The 14719-nt window shown below is 31.3% G+C and carries 14 protein-coding genes; all 14 read right to left on the bottom strand.

Going from position 1 to position 14719, the window contains the following annotated elements; all coding sequences use genetic code 11:
* Nucleotides 1-34: 34 nt before the first annotated feature.
* Nucleotides 35-739: a hypothetical protein gene (locus tag ACWNT5_RS11270; RefSeq protein ID WP_456517373.1), complete on the bottom strand. Its 705-nt coding sequence runs from the start codon at nucleotides 737-739 to the stop codon at nucleotides 35-37.
* Nucleotides 740-741: 2 nt separating this feature from the next.
* Nucleotides 742-1263 carry a hypothetical protein gene (locus ACWNT5_RS11265; RefSeq protein ID WP_456517372.1) on the bottom strand — a complete coding sequence of 174 codons (522 nt, stop codon included), beginning with the start codon at nucleotides 1261-1263 and terminating at the stop codon, nucleotides 742-744.
* A gap of 211 nt (nucleotides 1264-1474) precedes the next feature.
* On the bottom strand, nucleotides 1475-2209 hold the full coding sequence (locus ACWNT5_RS11260; RefSeq protein ID WP_456517371.1) for a hypothetical protein: 735 nt from the start codon (nucleotides 2207-2209) through the stop codon (nucleotides 1475-1477).
* A 1-nt stretch (nucleotide 2210) separates the two neighbouring features.
* Nucleotides 2211-3005, bottom strand: coding sequence for a hypothetical protein (locus tag ACWNT5_RS11255; protein WP_456517370.1), 795 nt, complete (start codon nucleotides 3003-3005; stop codon nucleotides 2211-2213).
* 275 nt (nucleotides 3006-3280) lie between these two features.
* Complete coding sequence (locus ACWNT5_RS11250; RefSeq protein ID WP_456517369.1) at nucleotides 3281-3892, bottom strand: hypothetical protein; 612 nt, start codon at nucleotides 3890-3892, stop codon at nucleotides 3281-3283.
* A 4-nt stretch (nucleotides 3893-3896) separates the two neighbouring features.
* Nucleotides 3897-5951, bottom strand: a complete 2055-nt coding sequence (locus ACWNT5_RS11245; protein ID WP_456517368.1) for a M23 family metallopeptidase — start codon at nucleotides 5949-5951, stop codon at nucleotides 3897-3899.
* A 7-nt stretch (nucleotides 5952-5958) separates the two neighbouring features.
* Complete coding sequence (locus tag ACWNT5_RS11240; protein ID WP_456517367.1) at nucleotides 5959-6612, bottom strand: hypothetical protein; 654 nt, start codon at nucleotides 6610-6612, stop codon at nucleotides 5959-5961.
* Entirely contained in the window at nucleotides 6609-8138 is a 1530-nt protein-coding gene (locus ACWNT5_RS11235; protein WP_299600201.1) for a DUF4280 domain-containing protein, read from the bottom strand. The genes ACWNT5_RS11240 and ACWNT5_RS11235 overlap by 4 nt, the downstream gene beginning before the upstream one ends.
* Nucleotides 8131-9018 carry a hypothetical protein gene (locus tag ACWNT5_RS11230; protein ID WP_456517366.1) on the bottom strand — a complete coding sequence of 296 codons (888 nt, stop codon included), beginning with the start codon at nucleotides 9016-9018 and terminating at the stop codon, nucleotides 8131-8133. Before ACWNT5_RS11230 ends, ACWNT5_RS11235 begins: the two co-directional genes overlap by 8 nt.
* Nucleotides 9019-9031: 13 nt before the next feature.
* The gene (locus tag ACWNT5_RS11225; RefSeq protein ID WP_299600205.1) at nucleotides 9032-10498 is read right to left on the bottom strand and encodes a T6SS phospholipase effector Tle1-like catalytic domain-containing protein; all 1467 of its coding nucleotides are present in this window, start codon (nucleotides 10496-10498) and stop codon (nucleotides 9032-9034) included.
* An 8-nt stretch (nucleotides 10499-10506) separates the two neighbouring features.
* On the bottom strand, nucleotides 10507-11481 hold the full coding sequence (locus ACWNT5_RS11220) for a DUF2931 family protein (protein ID WP_456517365.1): 975 nt from the start codon (nucleotides 11479-11481) through the stop codon (nucleotides 10507-10509).
* Nucleotides 11482-11575: 94 nt separating this feature from the next.
* Nucleotides 11576-13360: a type VI secretion system Vgr family protein gene (locus ACWNT5_RS11215; RefSeq protein ID WP_299600210.1), complete on the bottom strand. Its 1785-nt coding sequence runs from the start codon at nucleotides 13358-13360 to the stop codon at nucleotides 11576-11578.
* A gap of 267 nt (nucleotides 13361-13627) precedes the next feature.
* The gene (gene tssD / locus ACWNT5_RS11210; protein WP_299600212.1) at nucleotides 13628-14023 is read right to left on the bottom strand and encodes a type VI secretion system tube protein TssD; all 396 of its coding nucleotides are present in this window, start codon (nucleotides 14021-14023) and stop codon (nucleotides 13628-13630) included.
* A gap of 138 nt (nucleotides 14024-14161) precedes the next feature.
* Nucleotides 14162-14548, bottom strand: coding sequence for a type VI secretion system tube protein TssD (tssD, locus tag ACWNT5_RS11205; protein WP_299600215.1), 387 nt, complete (start codon nucleotides 14546-14548; stop codon nucleotides 14162-14164).
* Nucleotides 14549-14719 lie beyond the last annotated feature (171 nt).

The raw sequence follows: 14719 nt of genomic DNA, 5'->3' as shown, positions 1-14719 counted from the left end.
GGAGTTAGTATTTCTCACAGAGTTCTTATTTGTTCTAATCTTTAAGGTTAAATATTACAAATGATGATAATGAATCTTTCTCGTATTCATATTGTTCAATAAATCCTAATTCATTCCTATATATTTCATCTATTTCTCTGCTAAGTCTGTTTAAATATTGTCGTTTTCCTTGAATAATATTTTCATCAAGTACTACTTCGTTTTTTGAATTTTTCCAAATTAAGATATTCTTATCTAAGAAAATAGAATCCATTTCAAAACCGCGATTGGTTTTAATTGCTTCAGTTACTAAAATTAGTTCGTTTTTATCATAGTAAAAACCATATCTTTTCGAAATTTTTTTTGCGTAAAAGGTTATTTTTTTCCTTTTCACATCATTGATCCATATTTTTAAATTTTTAGAATCATAATCCGGATGTCCGATAATATCATTTTCATCAGAATCTCCTAAGAAATTACCATTTAAATCTTTCAATTTTGATTGAATGGATTTGTATTTTATTAACTCATCATTCTTCATTTCTTTTTTATCATATGGATGATAGCTAGGAATGGCATTTGCAAATTTCGGTAAATAATAATCTATTGTATCTTGTTGTTGTTTAAGATTTAAATTATCACTACTATTTTGAATTTTATCAAGACTATTTTCTTTAGAAATTATAGCAGTTTTATCATTTGTTTTGCATGAACATACAAATACAAAAGTGCTCCATAGGATTGTTAAAAATATTTTCATTACTATTGCTTGTAGTTTGGACTGAAACTTCCTTTGTTAAGATGTAAATGATGATGATAATTACCTTTTACCTCTTGATAGCTTTCTATATGAAAGATAAAAGAAAGGGAAAGATCTTGTATTGAAAAACTCTTGTCTTCAAAATAAAATGAATAATCATATGCATATATTTTTTTTGCATTAGAATCTATATATAAAGATAGTGCTAAAGGATAACATATTGCATAGAAATCTATCCAATACTTTTTAAAAACATTTGTAGTTAAACTATCTCTGATTCCTAAACCAAGGAGTTCTTTATCTAAAATAGGATGAACTTTTTTACTTTCTTTTGTAGATATAGATGTATCTCCTTTAATGCTAGTTAGCAATAAGCTATTTGAATCTTTATCTTTTTTTAAGCTGTTTATTAAAGTATCTTGTACAACCTTTTTAGATAGATTATTATTCTGAGTGTTTTTTTGTGATTGTTTACAAGCTAGGAAAATCGTTAAAATTGTAAAGTAAAATACTATAGTTCTCATTTTATTCTGTTTTCTTTTTCAGAGAATAAAAACTATCGTAAAAGGATATGAAACGATTTTTAGTTTCATACATTACATATATTTTCATCTTATATATTTTTTTAGGCTAAATTTTTCTTTTAAGAAAGGTGAATCTTATGTTTAGAATTACTAGAAATAAGCGAAATTACATGTCGTTTTAGTATTTATAGTTCAATAGAAACTAATATATTTAATTAGGTATTCCTACTATTTTACCTTCATTAGTTATTTTAAATTTTTCAATATCTGAAAAGTTTGTTCTTCCTTCTTCGTCTTCCATATAGTACCTAATTGAAATGTAATAATCTTCATCAATAAAAAATAGCTTGGTCTTTGCAAAAATGCCATCACTATAATTATAATAAATATTTAGGGCATCTACAATATTGTTTTTATTATCAAGAATAACTAAATCCTTTCTATTTGTAAAAATCATATTACCATCATAATCTAAACTTGAGGATTTTCCTTCAAAAACTAATAGTTTTTTATCATTTACAAAAGATAATTTTTTTACTAATTTAAAAAAGTAATATCCTCCTTCTGATTTTAGAAAAACTGAATCTTTGGGATTTTTAGAATCAGATAAATTAGGTTTATAAAAAGAATTGAAATTTGAATCGTCAATAGCTTTAAAATGAATACTTGGATTACCATTTATGGTATCATAATATTTGAGAATTTCTGAAAGTAGAGAAGAATCGTTTGCAATTTTACTTTCTAGATCTTTGAGTAACAACTCTTTTTTTCCTAATGGAAGTTTTGTTTTTAAAGTGTCTTTTAATATTCCATTTTGATCACTATTAACAGCAATTGAGTCACTTATATTTGTGTTAACTTTTTTTTCACTGTATTTACAGCTAAATAAAGAGTTAGTTACAAATAATATTAATATTATAATTAAACCAAATTTTGTTACGTCCATATTATCTGTATTTTCCTACGAATTCTCCTGAATGAAGATGATTGTTATGAAGTTTTCCTCCGTCACTGGCATGATTAAAGGCTTTTTTGTTTTTACCTCTTAAAATTTCAGTAAATCCAAAGTTATGTAATGCATCAATAACTTTTTGATCTTTTATGTTATCTCCAAGATAATTAGTATCAATACTTTGTCCATTTATATGCTTTACACTTGGAAAAGATGTTCCATCTTTTTCACAACTACCACCAGACTTAATATTTGTATATTCAATTTCTGCTAGTACACCAATAAAACCAGCAAAGTGTTCTGGTCCACAATATCTCCTAGCTGTTTTAGTAAAATTAAAGACTATTTTTTGATCTCCTATTGTTTTATTAAGTTGATCTGGCATTTTCACAATTAAAGTCTTTCCTGATCCTTTTTCATAAGTGACTAATCTGTAATTAGTACCTTTTTGTGGATGATAAAACTTACCATACGTCCTTATTGTTCCGTCAGGATAAGTATATTTTTTTCTACTTGCAGCGTGAGAATATGTAACTATATTGTTTGCATCATATCCAGATTCAACGGTGTGGGCTGTTACTTTATCATTAGACACACCCTGTTTTCTTTTATCTATTTCAAATAGATCACAGGCGCATATATTATAAATATCACCATTTTTGTTATGATATCTGTATTTTACATTTTTAAGAGCTTCAAAATTTAATTTAGTAATATGTCCATCGTGATAAATATGAATTGTATCAGGAGTCTTTAATTTGAAATAACTCTTAAACTCCTTATCAATCATATCTCCTGGAGATTTAACACTTTTACATTGTGTGGTAAGCCAAAATGAGGAAGTATCTCGCTTCTGTATTTTTACACTTTTTACAGTGTTTTCATATACCCAATCTTTGGATGCTTTGTGATCTCGTGACCCTCTATAAGGTTCTATTTGTATAGTTTTACCTTCAAGTGATTTATCAAAAACAAGTTTTAACTAATTTCTATTATTTGTAATCTCTGATTTTGCATAGATATAACAGCCTAATTCGTTTTTAATGCTTAGGTACTGTTTTCTATCTATCCATCAAAGTCACCACAATCTTCTTTTTCAAAGCTACTTGGGCTAGGAGTAAATAAATTATTTATCCTATCTCCAATGTAATCCGATGGAAAATCCCCATCTATACTCATTGCATAGATCTCATCTTCAATTTCATTAAATTTGAGTATGATTTCTTCTTCTATATTATTTTTAATTGAAATTTCTAATTCATTCTCTTTGAAAACTATCTTTTCCAATACATATTCAAAAAAAGGTTCTTTGTTTTTAGGAGGAACTGAATTTCTGCAGTAGTTATATATATATACTTTTTTATTCTTTTTATCTAAAAATATTGAAGGAGAATCACACATACATCTACTGTTGAAGTCTATCCAATATTTTTTATAGATATCTTTTTCGTCTTCAGTTTTTATAGATACACCAATTAATTCTTTATTAAATAGATTATTAAAAATACTGTCTGTATTTTTTTTATCTAATTCAACATTATTGATTAAACTAGATTTGTTAGCTTCTTGAGTTGTTGTTGAATACTTTTTATCCAATAAGTTCTCAGGCTGAGTTTTTTTTGAAACTTCTTTACAAGAAATTAACAAAAATAGTAATATAGGGAGTATTAATCTCATAAGTCTATTTTATTAAGTTCTCATTTTGTGAGTTTTTAAGCATTTTGTCTAAAATCTTTAAAGGATCAAATAAATCACGTCTTCTTTTAAACGATCTTCCGCTGGAAAAACTATCTGATTTAGCGTGTAACATTTCACTTGTATTTACCCATCCAGGTTTAAAAGTTTTTTCTTTTTCTTCCCCTGTATAAAATTCAATGTGTAACATTCCTCTATTTTCTCCTGAAGGTTGTTGAAAATTTGTACCGTCACTTCTAATTAATTGACCAACTTCTGCAATTTTTTGCCCTCTTTTCACTCTGTCTCCTACTTTTACTTTTATGGTATTCTTATCAACTTCCCCATACCTAACTACCATATTGTAACCTTTAACGTATTCGTAATCGTGCTCAATTACAATAACATCAGTATTCATATAAAAGTTTTCACTGGCTTTAACGACACCGTCGCCTATTGCATATATATGTTCATTAACTTTTGAGTATAAATCTCTAGCGGCATGAATCCTATTACTTCCTCTTGGAAATCCAAAAGTAGCAGCATTTTTTTCATGCATGGTATAATCGTAATCCTTATAACGTTTCGTTTTATAGTTTCCAGGATAATTTTGGGGAATACTTCTAAACGGAAATAATAGCTCAGGAGTTTTTAATTTAAAATAACTTTTAAATTCTTTATCAATCATTTCTCCTGCATTCTCTACACTTTCGCATTGGGTGGTTAGCCAAAAGCTAGTTGTTTCTCGTTTAGAGATTTTAGGTTCTGGTATTTCTTGCACCGTTGTTGTTCTAACATAATCTTTCGCATTATTTAAATCTGGGGATCCTCTAAATGCTTCAATTTGTACTTTTTTGCCTACTAGAGCTTTGTCAAAAACTAGTGTTAATTGATTTTTGTTATTTACAATCTCTGATTTGGCATATGTATACCAACCTGATTTACTTTTAGCATCGATATATGTTTTTTCTTTGTCTGCTGTAGTCGCTTTGGGGTCTCCCTGGACATAAAAAGACCAACGGATATTATTTTTATCATCTTCTGTAGCTGACGTATTGTAAGTATCTAGTATATATACGGCGTCTGTACCCATACTAATGGTCTTTGGCCCGCTTATCTTTTTAGGAAAACTCTTTTTGTTTTCTTTTTTATCAGCCTCTGCATCCCTTGTTAACGTAATAAAAGTTTCATTTTTTCTCGTTTCTGCCAATGCTTCAGCATCTTTGATAGCTTTTTTACCTTCTTCGGTTTCGTCTTCGCGGATATATAAAGTTTCTTGCCAACCTTCAAAACTTTTATGTGCGTCTTCTCCTTCAGTTTTGATTTTATCTTCTTTAGGGCGTAATTGTATTTTTTTGATCCCTACTTCAATCTTATTTTCGTTTGCTTCTTTGTATAGAAATAAGTTTCCATTTTCCTTATTTCCGTTTTCTTCTTTTACATCAATCTCAATCCAATCGGATGCTTCTGTTTCTGTAGTAGTATCTTCTTTTTTGGCAAATACTAAAACAGGGAGAATATCATCTTTGGTTTTTAGCAATTTAAGATCACTTTCTTTTTCATGGATTTTGACCTTAACTTTTTTATCCTTTAAATTTTTAGTTTCTGTAACCAAATATACCTGATACCCCATAGGTGCAGAGGTAAGCTTTTTGTAGTATATTTTAGTTTCATTTTTATACTGGTCAAAAGTTAGTGTACTATCTTTTGCATGGCTTTGTAAAGGCCATTTTTTACCTGTTTCTTTAATATTAATGACCTTTGTAATATCAGCTAAGCGTACTTCTTTGTTTTGGGAAGATAGTTCGTCATTTATACTTTTATGAATAGCTTTTGCTACGTTAGATCGTTTGGTTTTGCTATCGGTACTAGTATTTTTATCAAAAGTATATTGATAAGTTCCATCTTTTAAAGATTCTTCTTTTACAGTTTTCTCAGCAAAATAAGCATTGATCACCTGAGGTTCTTCGACGTTTTCTAGTGTCAATGTTTCATTATAGGTAAACCTTCTGTTTGCCGCAGTGATAGTATCGATAACTATTTCTAATTCTTTTGTACTCATAGCATCTTTATATATAGTTTAGCAAAAGCGATGTACCTTTATCTTTATAAGTGATATCCAGCACATGGTTGTTTTTACTATCAAAAACTTGATAGGTGAAGAGGTCTTTTTGACGGTGATATTGTATTTTATGTATTTTTTCAAAGATCTGATATAAAACATCTAAGGTAAGTTCACCCGTACTGATTTGTAAGAGACATTGATCAGTTTTGTTGGTTTCTTTAATGTCATAAGTTTGGGAATGATACTTATTGCCGATATCAATATTTTTAATAGTAAAATTTTCTTCATCTAATTCATATCTAATTACCATTTCTTCATCTTGCACACGATCCATTGATTTAGGTGGCACATATAAGGATATGTCTGATGCTGTTAAGGATAATGAAGTGCCATATTGATGATCTTTATAGGTTTTTGGTAAACTATCCATATAACTAGATGCTTTTAAAGAATCGACAAAGTGTTTTTGTGCTTTTATTTCTTCCTTAGCAAATTCATGAATCTTTTTTAGAGCTTCTGTATTATTTTGTAAATTAAATATATAATTCGCGTCATAATCATTAAGGGAAGTATATCTAATTTCCATTTCATGTTTTTGTGATTTACAAGAACATAAAAACATCAACATCGATATGATTGCATAACTAAATCTCATCATAACTCAATATTTAACATAATTGCAAACGGTTGGAATTTGCTTTTATCATCAACGTTTTTAAAATGTTGAAGACAAAACATCGCTACCAAACCAGGTATCCATTGTTTTGCCATTCCATCGGCTCCTCCATCTTCCCATCCAGCACCAAAGGTGTCGAAGAAAGATAGGTTTGTGATTGTTGCACCGATTTCACCATCTTGATCGTATATTTCATAATTAGCAAGGCATCCTTGAATTCCACCCACAAAAGTTGCAACTTCATTAACATTCGGGTTTACTCCTTGCAAAGCACTATAATAGGGGAGACTAGTGCTAAAATTATATACTTTTTGAGGGTTTTTAGTAACGTAATTATTTTTTTTATACTGATCTACTAACTCCTGTTCTAGTTTTGGTATAAATTCCTTAAACTGGCTTGAGTCTTTGATTTCTCTAACGGGATTAGAATTATTATCAAAGATGAAATTACTTCCTTGTCCAGTAAAAAAATGATTGGCAAGATCTCTACCATTTTTTCCAAACCCATCTTCTATATCAGAAAAACTCCATAAAACAGCTTTCATTTCTGTTTTTAACATGGCAGTAGGGTAGGACTTAGTAAGATTAATATTGGTAATGTCATAACCTGACATTCCGTTTTTTTTCATGGTACTTTCACTAGGTGCGTCGGCATATATCCAATCATAGGCGCGCTTTCCTTTAGAATTTACAATTATAATCTTACCATTTTCATTAATACGATTACCCTTGTTAACCACTCCAGTTTCCAAAATTATTTTTTCTGATGAACTTTCATTAGCCGCGCTTCTATAAACATTATTTGCAGGACTAGTGGTAGTATTTGAATTGGTGTTTTGCGCATTTTGAGGTTTGTCAATGGATACTAAATCCAGAGAAACTGTACCATCTGCTTTTACCTTACCGGAATAGAGCAATTCGCTTTTACCATCTTTAATTTCATTTCCGTTTTTAGCTTTCACTCGAACTTCCACATTCTCACCAACCTCCATGTTTTCGGTTTGTACAAACATAGTTGCTTTTTCACCATAATTCATGCGGTCTATTTTCTCTTTTCCCGCTGCATCCATCCAATAGCTCTCTACAACCTTAGGAGCTTTGTCATTACCCATCATAGCACCAGGAATGGTCATTGCTATCTCCTTGAACTTTTCGCTAGCATTACCTCCTGTATTAATTTGCATAGGTTGCATGATGGTAACTTTGCCACCTGTACCGCACATACATTCAGAGTCTTCGTATAAGAACTTTTTACTTCCACCAAGTGTAGAAGTTTTCGTAGTTTTTGTCCATTTTTGTAAAGCAGGTATGCAAGGTAAATATCCACCACTGGTAGGTTTTAATTTACACTGACCAAAGGTGGCAGGTACTTGCGTATCCATATCTGTGGCCTTAAACTTGCCTTGAATTTTTACCTTTTGATTTTGCGTTACTAGCAATTTTGCAGGTACAAAACCTTGATTACATTCTAGTAAAGCTCCATCTAACACATATATTTTACTACTCATCTTTTTCTAAATTAAAGGTTATAGTAGTTGATTTCTTGTACAAATCCTTTACTTCAAAAGAATATGCTAATTCTCCTTTTGTGACTAAACCCATCTGAGGTTTCACTTTATAGGAACCTTTATATTCTAAATCCAGCGTATGTTTATCTCCTGGTTTCGTTGGCAATTTGCCTAGGAAATTATTTAGTTTGGGTAAAGGAAACTTTTTGTCTTCTATATTCATTTCGGCTTCTGAAGTAATCGTTACTTTCGTGAAACCAATGTCTTGTTTAGTAATTTTCTTTTGTTCAATAATTGGGATATTGATATTGCCCACAGCATTAGCAGCCACTTTAGGTTGATCTGCTAATTGTTTGTCTTTAAATTCTTGATAAAAAATATTAGAAAAAAAGAACTGATAGAAATTATCTTCTAAAAATACTTGTTGGATATTGTCTTCTTGTAATTGCCAGTCAAAGTCGCTCGTCATTTTTAATAAGTCCGGAAACTCTTCTAACAAATCCACCTTAACTTCTTTCCACTTTTGTCTTATCTCTTTGGTATTAACAACCCTATTGAATTTAAAACTTTTGTCCAGTTTTATTTCCAAAACATCATTGATAGCAGCTACTTTTAACGCAACTCTTTGTGATTTATCCACTTTACGAATTACACTAAACTTTTCATTCAATAGTACTCGCTTTTTTACTTCCATTCTGAAATTCAGTAAGCCTTCCTGATCCAATCCAAAAAAAGTAAAGTCAAACTCTATTCCTACTGCTGTATGGGATGTGTTATTTCCTTGCTCAATGATGTTCACCACCTCTGAAGTATAGGAACGAGTTGTTCTTTCTCCATTGAGTTTTATGATTTGATCGGTATGGGGCAGGGTTCTTGGCATTTTGAAATATTTATTATCCAGCTTGGGTTACACGTTGTCTATTTCCATTTACTCTATTTGGTCCCATACCAATACTGCTATAATGCGCTGAGAAATGGAAATAACGATTTCTTAATGTTCTTAATAGCATGTGATGTTCTGGATTGTTGTAAGACATTGGAACTCCGTCATTAAAAACGTATTCCTCTAATATAGTTTTGGTAGTGCTCAACTCGGATGGAATAGGGTATTCTCTATTAACTTTACCGGTCAATATACTTACATTTTTGTTTTTAGAGAATTTTGCCATAATCTGAAGTGGAATATAACTATATCGATTACTCAATCCTTTTCTATCTCCTGTGAGAGTTCCCCAAAAATCACTAACTGTGATTTCATTCGGTTTATACCAGCCTTGTTCAATTAAAAATTCTCTTTCTGCTCTTAGATCTTCGAGATTGGTTAATGTGTAATCTAGTCTTAGCTCTTCATCTGCATTGTGGACATAACCACCTCCAATATCAGAATGTACTCCTGGAAGATATTTTTCTACACCTCTATTACCAGTACTTCGAATATCGGTAAGTCTAAAATTACTTCTGTGTTCATCCGCAGCTGCTAATTGCAAGGTGTGTTGTGATTTCTTCACTGCATTTAACTTAAGTTCGGCGGTATTATTTCCATGTGCTAATCCTAATGAAGCAACAGTATCGAATAAACCTGCAAAATGGATTGCTATCATCTTTACTTTGATACCTTTTTGCTGTAAAAATTCTCCTAGAGCACCATTGTCAACATCGTAATAAATGATCGTAGTTGATACTGGAGCATATTCTCCAGAACCAGTGGTAATTATTTCTTTTACCTGACCTTTTCTTTGAGTTATCTCATGAATAAAGTTTCTTGCTGCTGCGGCTCCTCTACTAAATCCATAAGTTTCGATAGTAAGAACATTGATGTCTTTTTCACCTGTTCTTTCGATTTTATTCGCAACTTCTTCACATCCTTTTTTTACTTTTGCTCGAACACCAGTAGATCCGGTTCCGAGTCCCATTCCTATTTTAGAATCATAGCCTTCATTTTCTGTACCTATTCCTTCTATATAAATTGAAAACTTTTTAACTTTTTCTTCATCTACAGGCTCGTAGGCTGGTTCTAATCGCGAAATATTAGAATGATCATTGTCATAACTCCCCGTTTTATTAGGGCTCCAAGGAGTTCCCCACCAGAAATCCCGATATTTTCTTACGAGCTCTTCATCATGTGGTTCTCCACGTTTCATTTTTTCGTATTCTAAACGAATATTGGTGTTTTCTCTATTATTTGCAGTTCCGTCAAAAAAGACAGCTGCGGTAATATTTACGCTTTCTTCTGGAGTCAGTTCCTCATATTCTGCGTTGCCTACGTGTACGGGAGCTGTTTGTACATTAACTCCGCTAAGTACGCTTTTGCTAGTTTCTTGTGCTCCTGTTGATGTTGCTGTTAACCCAATACCTCCCATATAATATTTTAATTAGAAGTTTCGTATATCTTCACTCTTGCTTTTTTGATTTCTATTTTTTCCGAATCGTTTTGTAGAGCCAACTCAATATTGCTATTGTATTTGTCAATTTTAAGAGTTAATTCTGCCGGTTTCTGATTAGGATTTTTAAAGAAGGTGTGAAAAACTTCTTGAATTTCTTCTTCATTGAAGTAAATTCGACTTCCAAATTCATTGTTATTTTCATCTTCCCATTCAAACCTTATTTCATCAGGTACTGCGTATTCTTGAAATTCGGATAAGATTTTATTGGAACCAAGAGTATATAAGTTTTCACCATTATAAAAAGACATTCGAATTTCTTGTAATGTTCCTTTTTCATAGAAATTGACAGATGGTTTCCAAGAAAATTTTTGTCTATAATGTTCCCATTTTCCAAATGGAATTGCATTTGGATTCATTTTAGCTTTAACTTCTTCGCTAAAATCCTCTTCTAAAACGGAATTGATGAATTCATCCATTGATAGCACAGCGGAGGGAGCAAATTCTTTTATACTTACTTCAACCTCGGAAGCATTAAAACGTGCTACTTCAATTGTTTTCCCTCCTCCTAGAAGCCAAACTACGATCATTCCACCAGGAGCAAGACCTATATTAATGTCTCCATAAGTATCTTTCTTACCTAAGCGGTTAATAAACCCTTCTTTAAATAGATTATTAATAAGATTACTAGGTAGATCAAAGCTTCCTCCATAAAATTTCTTTTCTAAATAGGAAATCCAAACAATTTCTAATCTGATAGGAATAGGTTTTAAATCTTCGCCGACCACATGAGTGGGACCAACTTTTCCCCAACCTTGATGCAGTGTATGTCCTGAAGGGATATAAATACTTTCACCGTTTTCAAATATCAAATGACCCTGATGAATTTGCATCGGATTATATTTTGGAGCGGATGCTGTAGGTCTCCATTCGTATTTTTCCATTTCTTTCGAAGTCTTCATTGTTGCTTTCTCAGAGTTGTTTTTTTGGCAAGAGACAATACCGATACTTGATATTGTACATATTAAAATTAAAATAATAGTCTTTAGTTTACTATTATTCACCATATTCCACAGTTTCTGCACTAGCAATTGTGATTTTACCTCCTGCATTTGTTTTAATCTCTCCACTGGCATCTGTAGTTATCTCTTGTGCTTCTTGCTTATATTCACTACTTATTACTTTAATCGTTTCTCCAATTTGTCTATCTTCATTAGTAGCACTAATAAAATAATCTTCAGAAATTGTTTCATTCTTGTTTTTGCCAACAGAAATATCCAAGTTTTCATCTACATTTATTTGCATATTCTTTGCATTCAATGTCATATTTTCTCCGGCAGAAATGGTAATATCATTATTAGCAGTGTCTATATGGATGATATTTCTATTTTTATCAGTAATCATGATAAACTCTGAACCATCAGCGTCGTTTAGTTCAACAGTGTGTCCACTTCTGGTTCGTAAGGCTTTGACATCATTGTTTGCTGTATTCCAACCAGCTGGGTTGGCTCCTCCTGTATATAAAGTACCTAATACATATGGTCTTTCTGCATTTCCTCCTTCAAATCCTATTAAAACTTCTTCATCAATTTCTGGAATGAAGTGAAATCCTTTTTCTCCTCCAGCGTGTGGAGTTACAATTCGTAACCAAGGAGTGAACTCACCAGTTTCTTTTTGCCAAGGGAATTGAACTCTTATTCTACCGATACCATCAGGATCGCTATTTTCTTTTACAACGGCTACCTGAGTCTCACTTTTTGGAAATGCCATCATATTGGTATTTGGATATGCGTCTAATTCTGAAGTAACTGCTTCGAAATTATTTTGATATCTACCATTTTCAGTATTGGTATGCGTTATTTTAATCACCCGAAAACTTCCGTAATCTCCATTGTCACTTTTAATATTTATAAGTTGACCAAGTTTTACTCCAGGATTATCACTGGATCCTTTTAAGATAACTTGTTTTATTTCTTCGGCTTTTTTCTGTTTTTCAACATAGCCATCGATTCGTTGTTTTAAAGAAGGATCGTTATAAGAATTTACATAGATATTGGTTTCATTCGGAAAGATTTCATCAGATTTGTTACTGGTAAAACCATTGTATCCATTTACACCAGAACTTACCTCTGTAGTAGCCTTTTCGTGCTGTCCATCGGTTAAATAATCATTAGTAAAATATTTGTAACTATTAGATGAGGGTTTTAAGTCTAATGAAAACTCTTGTAGATCATGACCGTACGTAAGAACAACTTCATCTTCATCTTCTGGTTTTCCAAAAACCAATGCACTACCATTATAATAAAACCATTCTCCATATTGAGCAGCCAATCTACTTGCATACTGAAAAGCACTTTCTTGGTGCTGTACACTATAATGAATGTTTTCGGTATCTGATGGACTAAAAATAGTTTCTAATTTCGATTGATCGTATCCCTGAAAGGTGTTGCTTAAAATAGAAGCAAGATCCATATCATTAAAAGAGTTATAATGAGGGCCATCATCAGCAATAATACTACAACTATGAGCCTTAATCGTTACTAGATCTCCATTTTGTTGATGGAATCCCATAGTGCTATTTACAGAAGTAACTACTCCCTTAAATTCAAATTCTTTATATCCAGAGAATGTACCCAAAGAAGAAATTTGAATGGTAATAATCTGACCTAGATAATCTTTAGTCTGAGAGGCAATATCTCCTGTGAAATTCTCTAAGACATCCATTCTACAGACCAATTCCATGATATGATGTGAATCAATTTGTTGATGCAACATTAACTTTTTGTAGGCACTTATAGCTGTTCCTCCAATGAATATTTGTGTTTTCGACTGTAACGCCATAGTATTATATTTTTAGGGGTACTATCAATATCATTAATAGTATTTAATTGTAATAAAGTTACCGAATTTATAATTGATACATACTCTTATCAAGAATCATTAAAGTACTCTCGTTTTTAAATCAGGTAAGTTTATCCGCGAATTATACTCCTTTTACTACTTAAAAAAAGAAATAAAAGACCAAAAATCATCTACCAATTAGGATAGTCCCTATATGGATATAGAAACTATGCATAATTGATATTATGAAACTCAGAAAATTCAGTTTTAAGTTTTCGAAGGCCAATTATTGGTAAATGTAGTACCTTTAATTGTGATCTCCTTTGCTGAAAGTACTAAATGTATCTGTAAAGGTTTTGCGCTTTCTGCATTAAAATGTTCAGTATATTCAATACAGTATGCATCTTTAACTTCTACATTTTTAAGACTAGACATATTATCTCTTCTAAAAAAAGTGATTTTACAATTTTTAGTAATTGTAGGAGAGATCGTCCAATCTAAAAAATCAGCACTTGCGGTGGATTCTATTAATAAGCTTACTTGTCCGCCTTGTGGTTTTGCACAAGGTCTTCCTGTATAATCGGTATCTTGTCTAAAGGAGAATGAGCAATCCAAGATATTTATCTCTTCCCCATCAAGATCTAGTTTTGCTAAAAATGACATAAGTGATAATTTTAAAATGAATAACTACATATCAATTCCATATTGTTTACACATTTGTAAAAAGAAGAAATGATTATGTAAGATGAGAAAGGGAGTGAAAAACACTCCCTTTACCTAATGTTATATCAAACGGGGAAGTTATACCCAGTCGTTTTCGTGTTCACCATTACCAATACCGATTTTTTGTGCAGAAATAGTCAAAGTCTCAGTCATAGGATTCTTTCCAGTAGCATCAAAATTTTCAAAATACTTAACTGCATAAGCATTTTCAAAAGTTAGCTCTTTAAGAGTAGCTTCGTTATCTCTTTTAAGAAATACAATAGAACCATTTCTCATTTCAAAATTATTGAACATCCAATCAGATAAACCTGTATCTGCAGTAGATTCTACTTCCATTTTTATCATTCCTCCTCTAGTAATGGATGAAGGACGACCAGTTGCATCAGTTTCTTGGTGTAAACCATAGTTGCAGGATAAAATGTTATACTCTTTTCCACCAACTTTTAATTTTGCTTTAAAAGACATAATAAATAAATTTTAATTAATAAATAATAATAATAATTGAATATAATAAATGTAACTTGTACGATGTAAAGATAGCAAAATATGTGGTAATCTGTATATTATGCTTTTGTTAAGTGCTTTAAAAATAGTTGTTTTGGAAGGAAAAGGACTACACTGTTTTCGGGGAATTTG

The sequence above is a fragment of the Aquimarina sp. 433 genome, from assembly GCF_054054605.1.
Note: the sequence above shows the minus strand (reverse complement) of the source record. Positions and strands in the feature narration are given on the sequence as shown.

What these genes read in the sequence shown, in the direction of transcription:
- tssD (WP_299600215.1), bottom strand. Translation starts at nt 14,548, where the DNA reads ATGTCTTTTAAAGCAAAATTAAAAGTTGGTGGAAAAGAGTATAACATT.
- ACWNT5_RS11255 (WP_456517370.1), bottom strand. Translation starts at nt 3,005, where the DNA reads ATGATTGATAAGGAGTTTAAGAGTTATTTCAAATTAAAGACTCCTGAT.
- ACWNT5_RS11270 (WP_456517373.1), bottom strand. Translation starts at nt 739, where the DNA reads ATGAAAATATTTTTAACAATCCTATGGAGCACTTTTGTATTTGTATGT.
- ACWNT5_RS11215 (WP_299600210.1), bottom strand. Translation starts at nt 13,360, where the DNA reads ATGGCGTTACAGTCGAAAACACAAATATTCATTGGAGGAACAGCTATA.
- tssD (WP_299600212.1), bottom strand. Translation starts at nt 14,023, where the DNA reads ATGTCATTTTTAGCAAAACTAGATCTTGATGGGGAAGAGATAAATATC.
- ACWNT5_RS11260 (WP_456517371.1), bottom strand. Translation starts at nt 2,209, where the DNA reads ATGGACGTAACAAAATTTGGTTTAATTATAATATTAATATTATTTGTA.
- ACWNT5_RS11235 (WP_299600201.1), bottom strand. Translation starts at nt 8,138, where the DNA reads ATGAGTAGTAAAATATATGTGTTAGATGGAGCTTTACTAGAATGTAAT.
- ACWNT5_RS11265 (WP_456517372.1), bottom strand. Translation starts at nt 1,263, where the DNA reads ATGAGAACTATAGTATTTTACTTTACAATTTTAACGATTTTCCTAGCT.
- ACWNT5_RS11220 (WP_456517365.1), bottom strand. Translation starts at nt 11,481, where the DNA reads ATGAAGACTTCGAAAGAAATGGAAAAATACGAATGGAGACCTACAGCA.
- ACWNT5_RS11230 (WP_456517366.1), bottom strand. Translation starts at nt 9,018, where the DNA reads ATGCCAAGAACCCTGCCCCATACCGATCAAATCATAAAACTCAATGGA.
- ACWNT5_RS11225 (WP_299600205.1), bottom strand. Translation starts at nt 10,498, where the DNA reads ATGGGAGGTATTGGGTTAACAGCAACATCAACAGGAGCACAAGAAACT.
- ACWNT5_RS11245 (WP_456517368.1), bottom strand. Translation starts at nt 5,951, where the DNA reads ATGAGTACAAAAGAATTAGAAATAGTTATCGATACTATCACTGCGGCA.
- ACWNT5_RS11240 (WP_456517367.1), bottom strand. Translation starts at nt 6,612, where the DNA reads ATGATGAGATTTAGTTATGCAATCATATCGATGTTGATGTTTTTATGT.
- ACWNT5_RS11250 (WP_456517369.1), bottom strand. Translation starts at nt 3,892, where the DNA reads ATGAGATTAATACTCCCTATATTACTATTTTTGTTAATTTCTTGTAAA.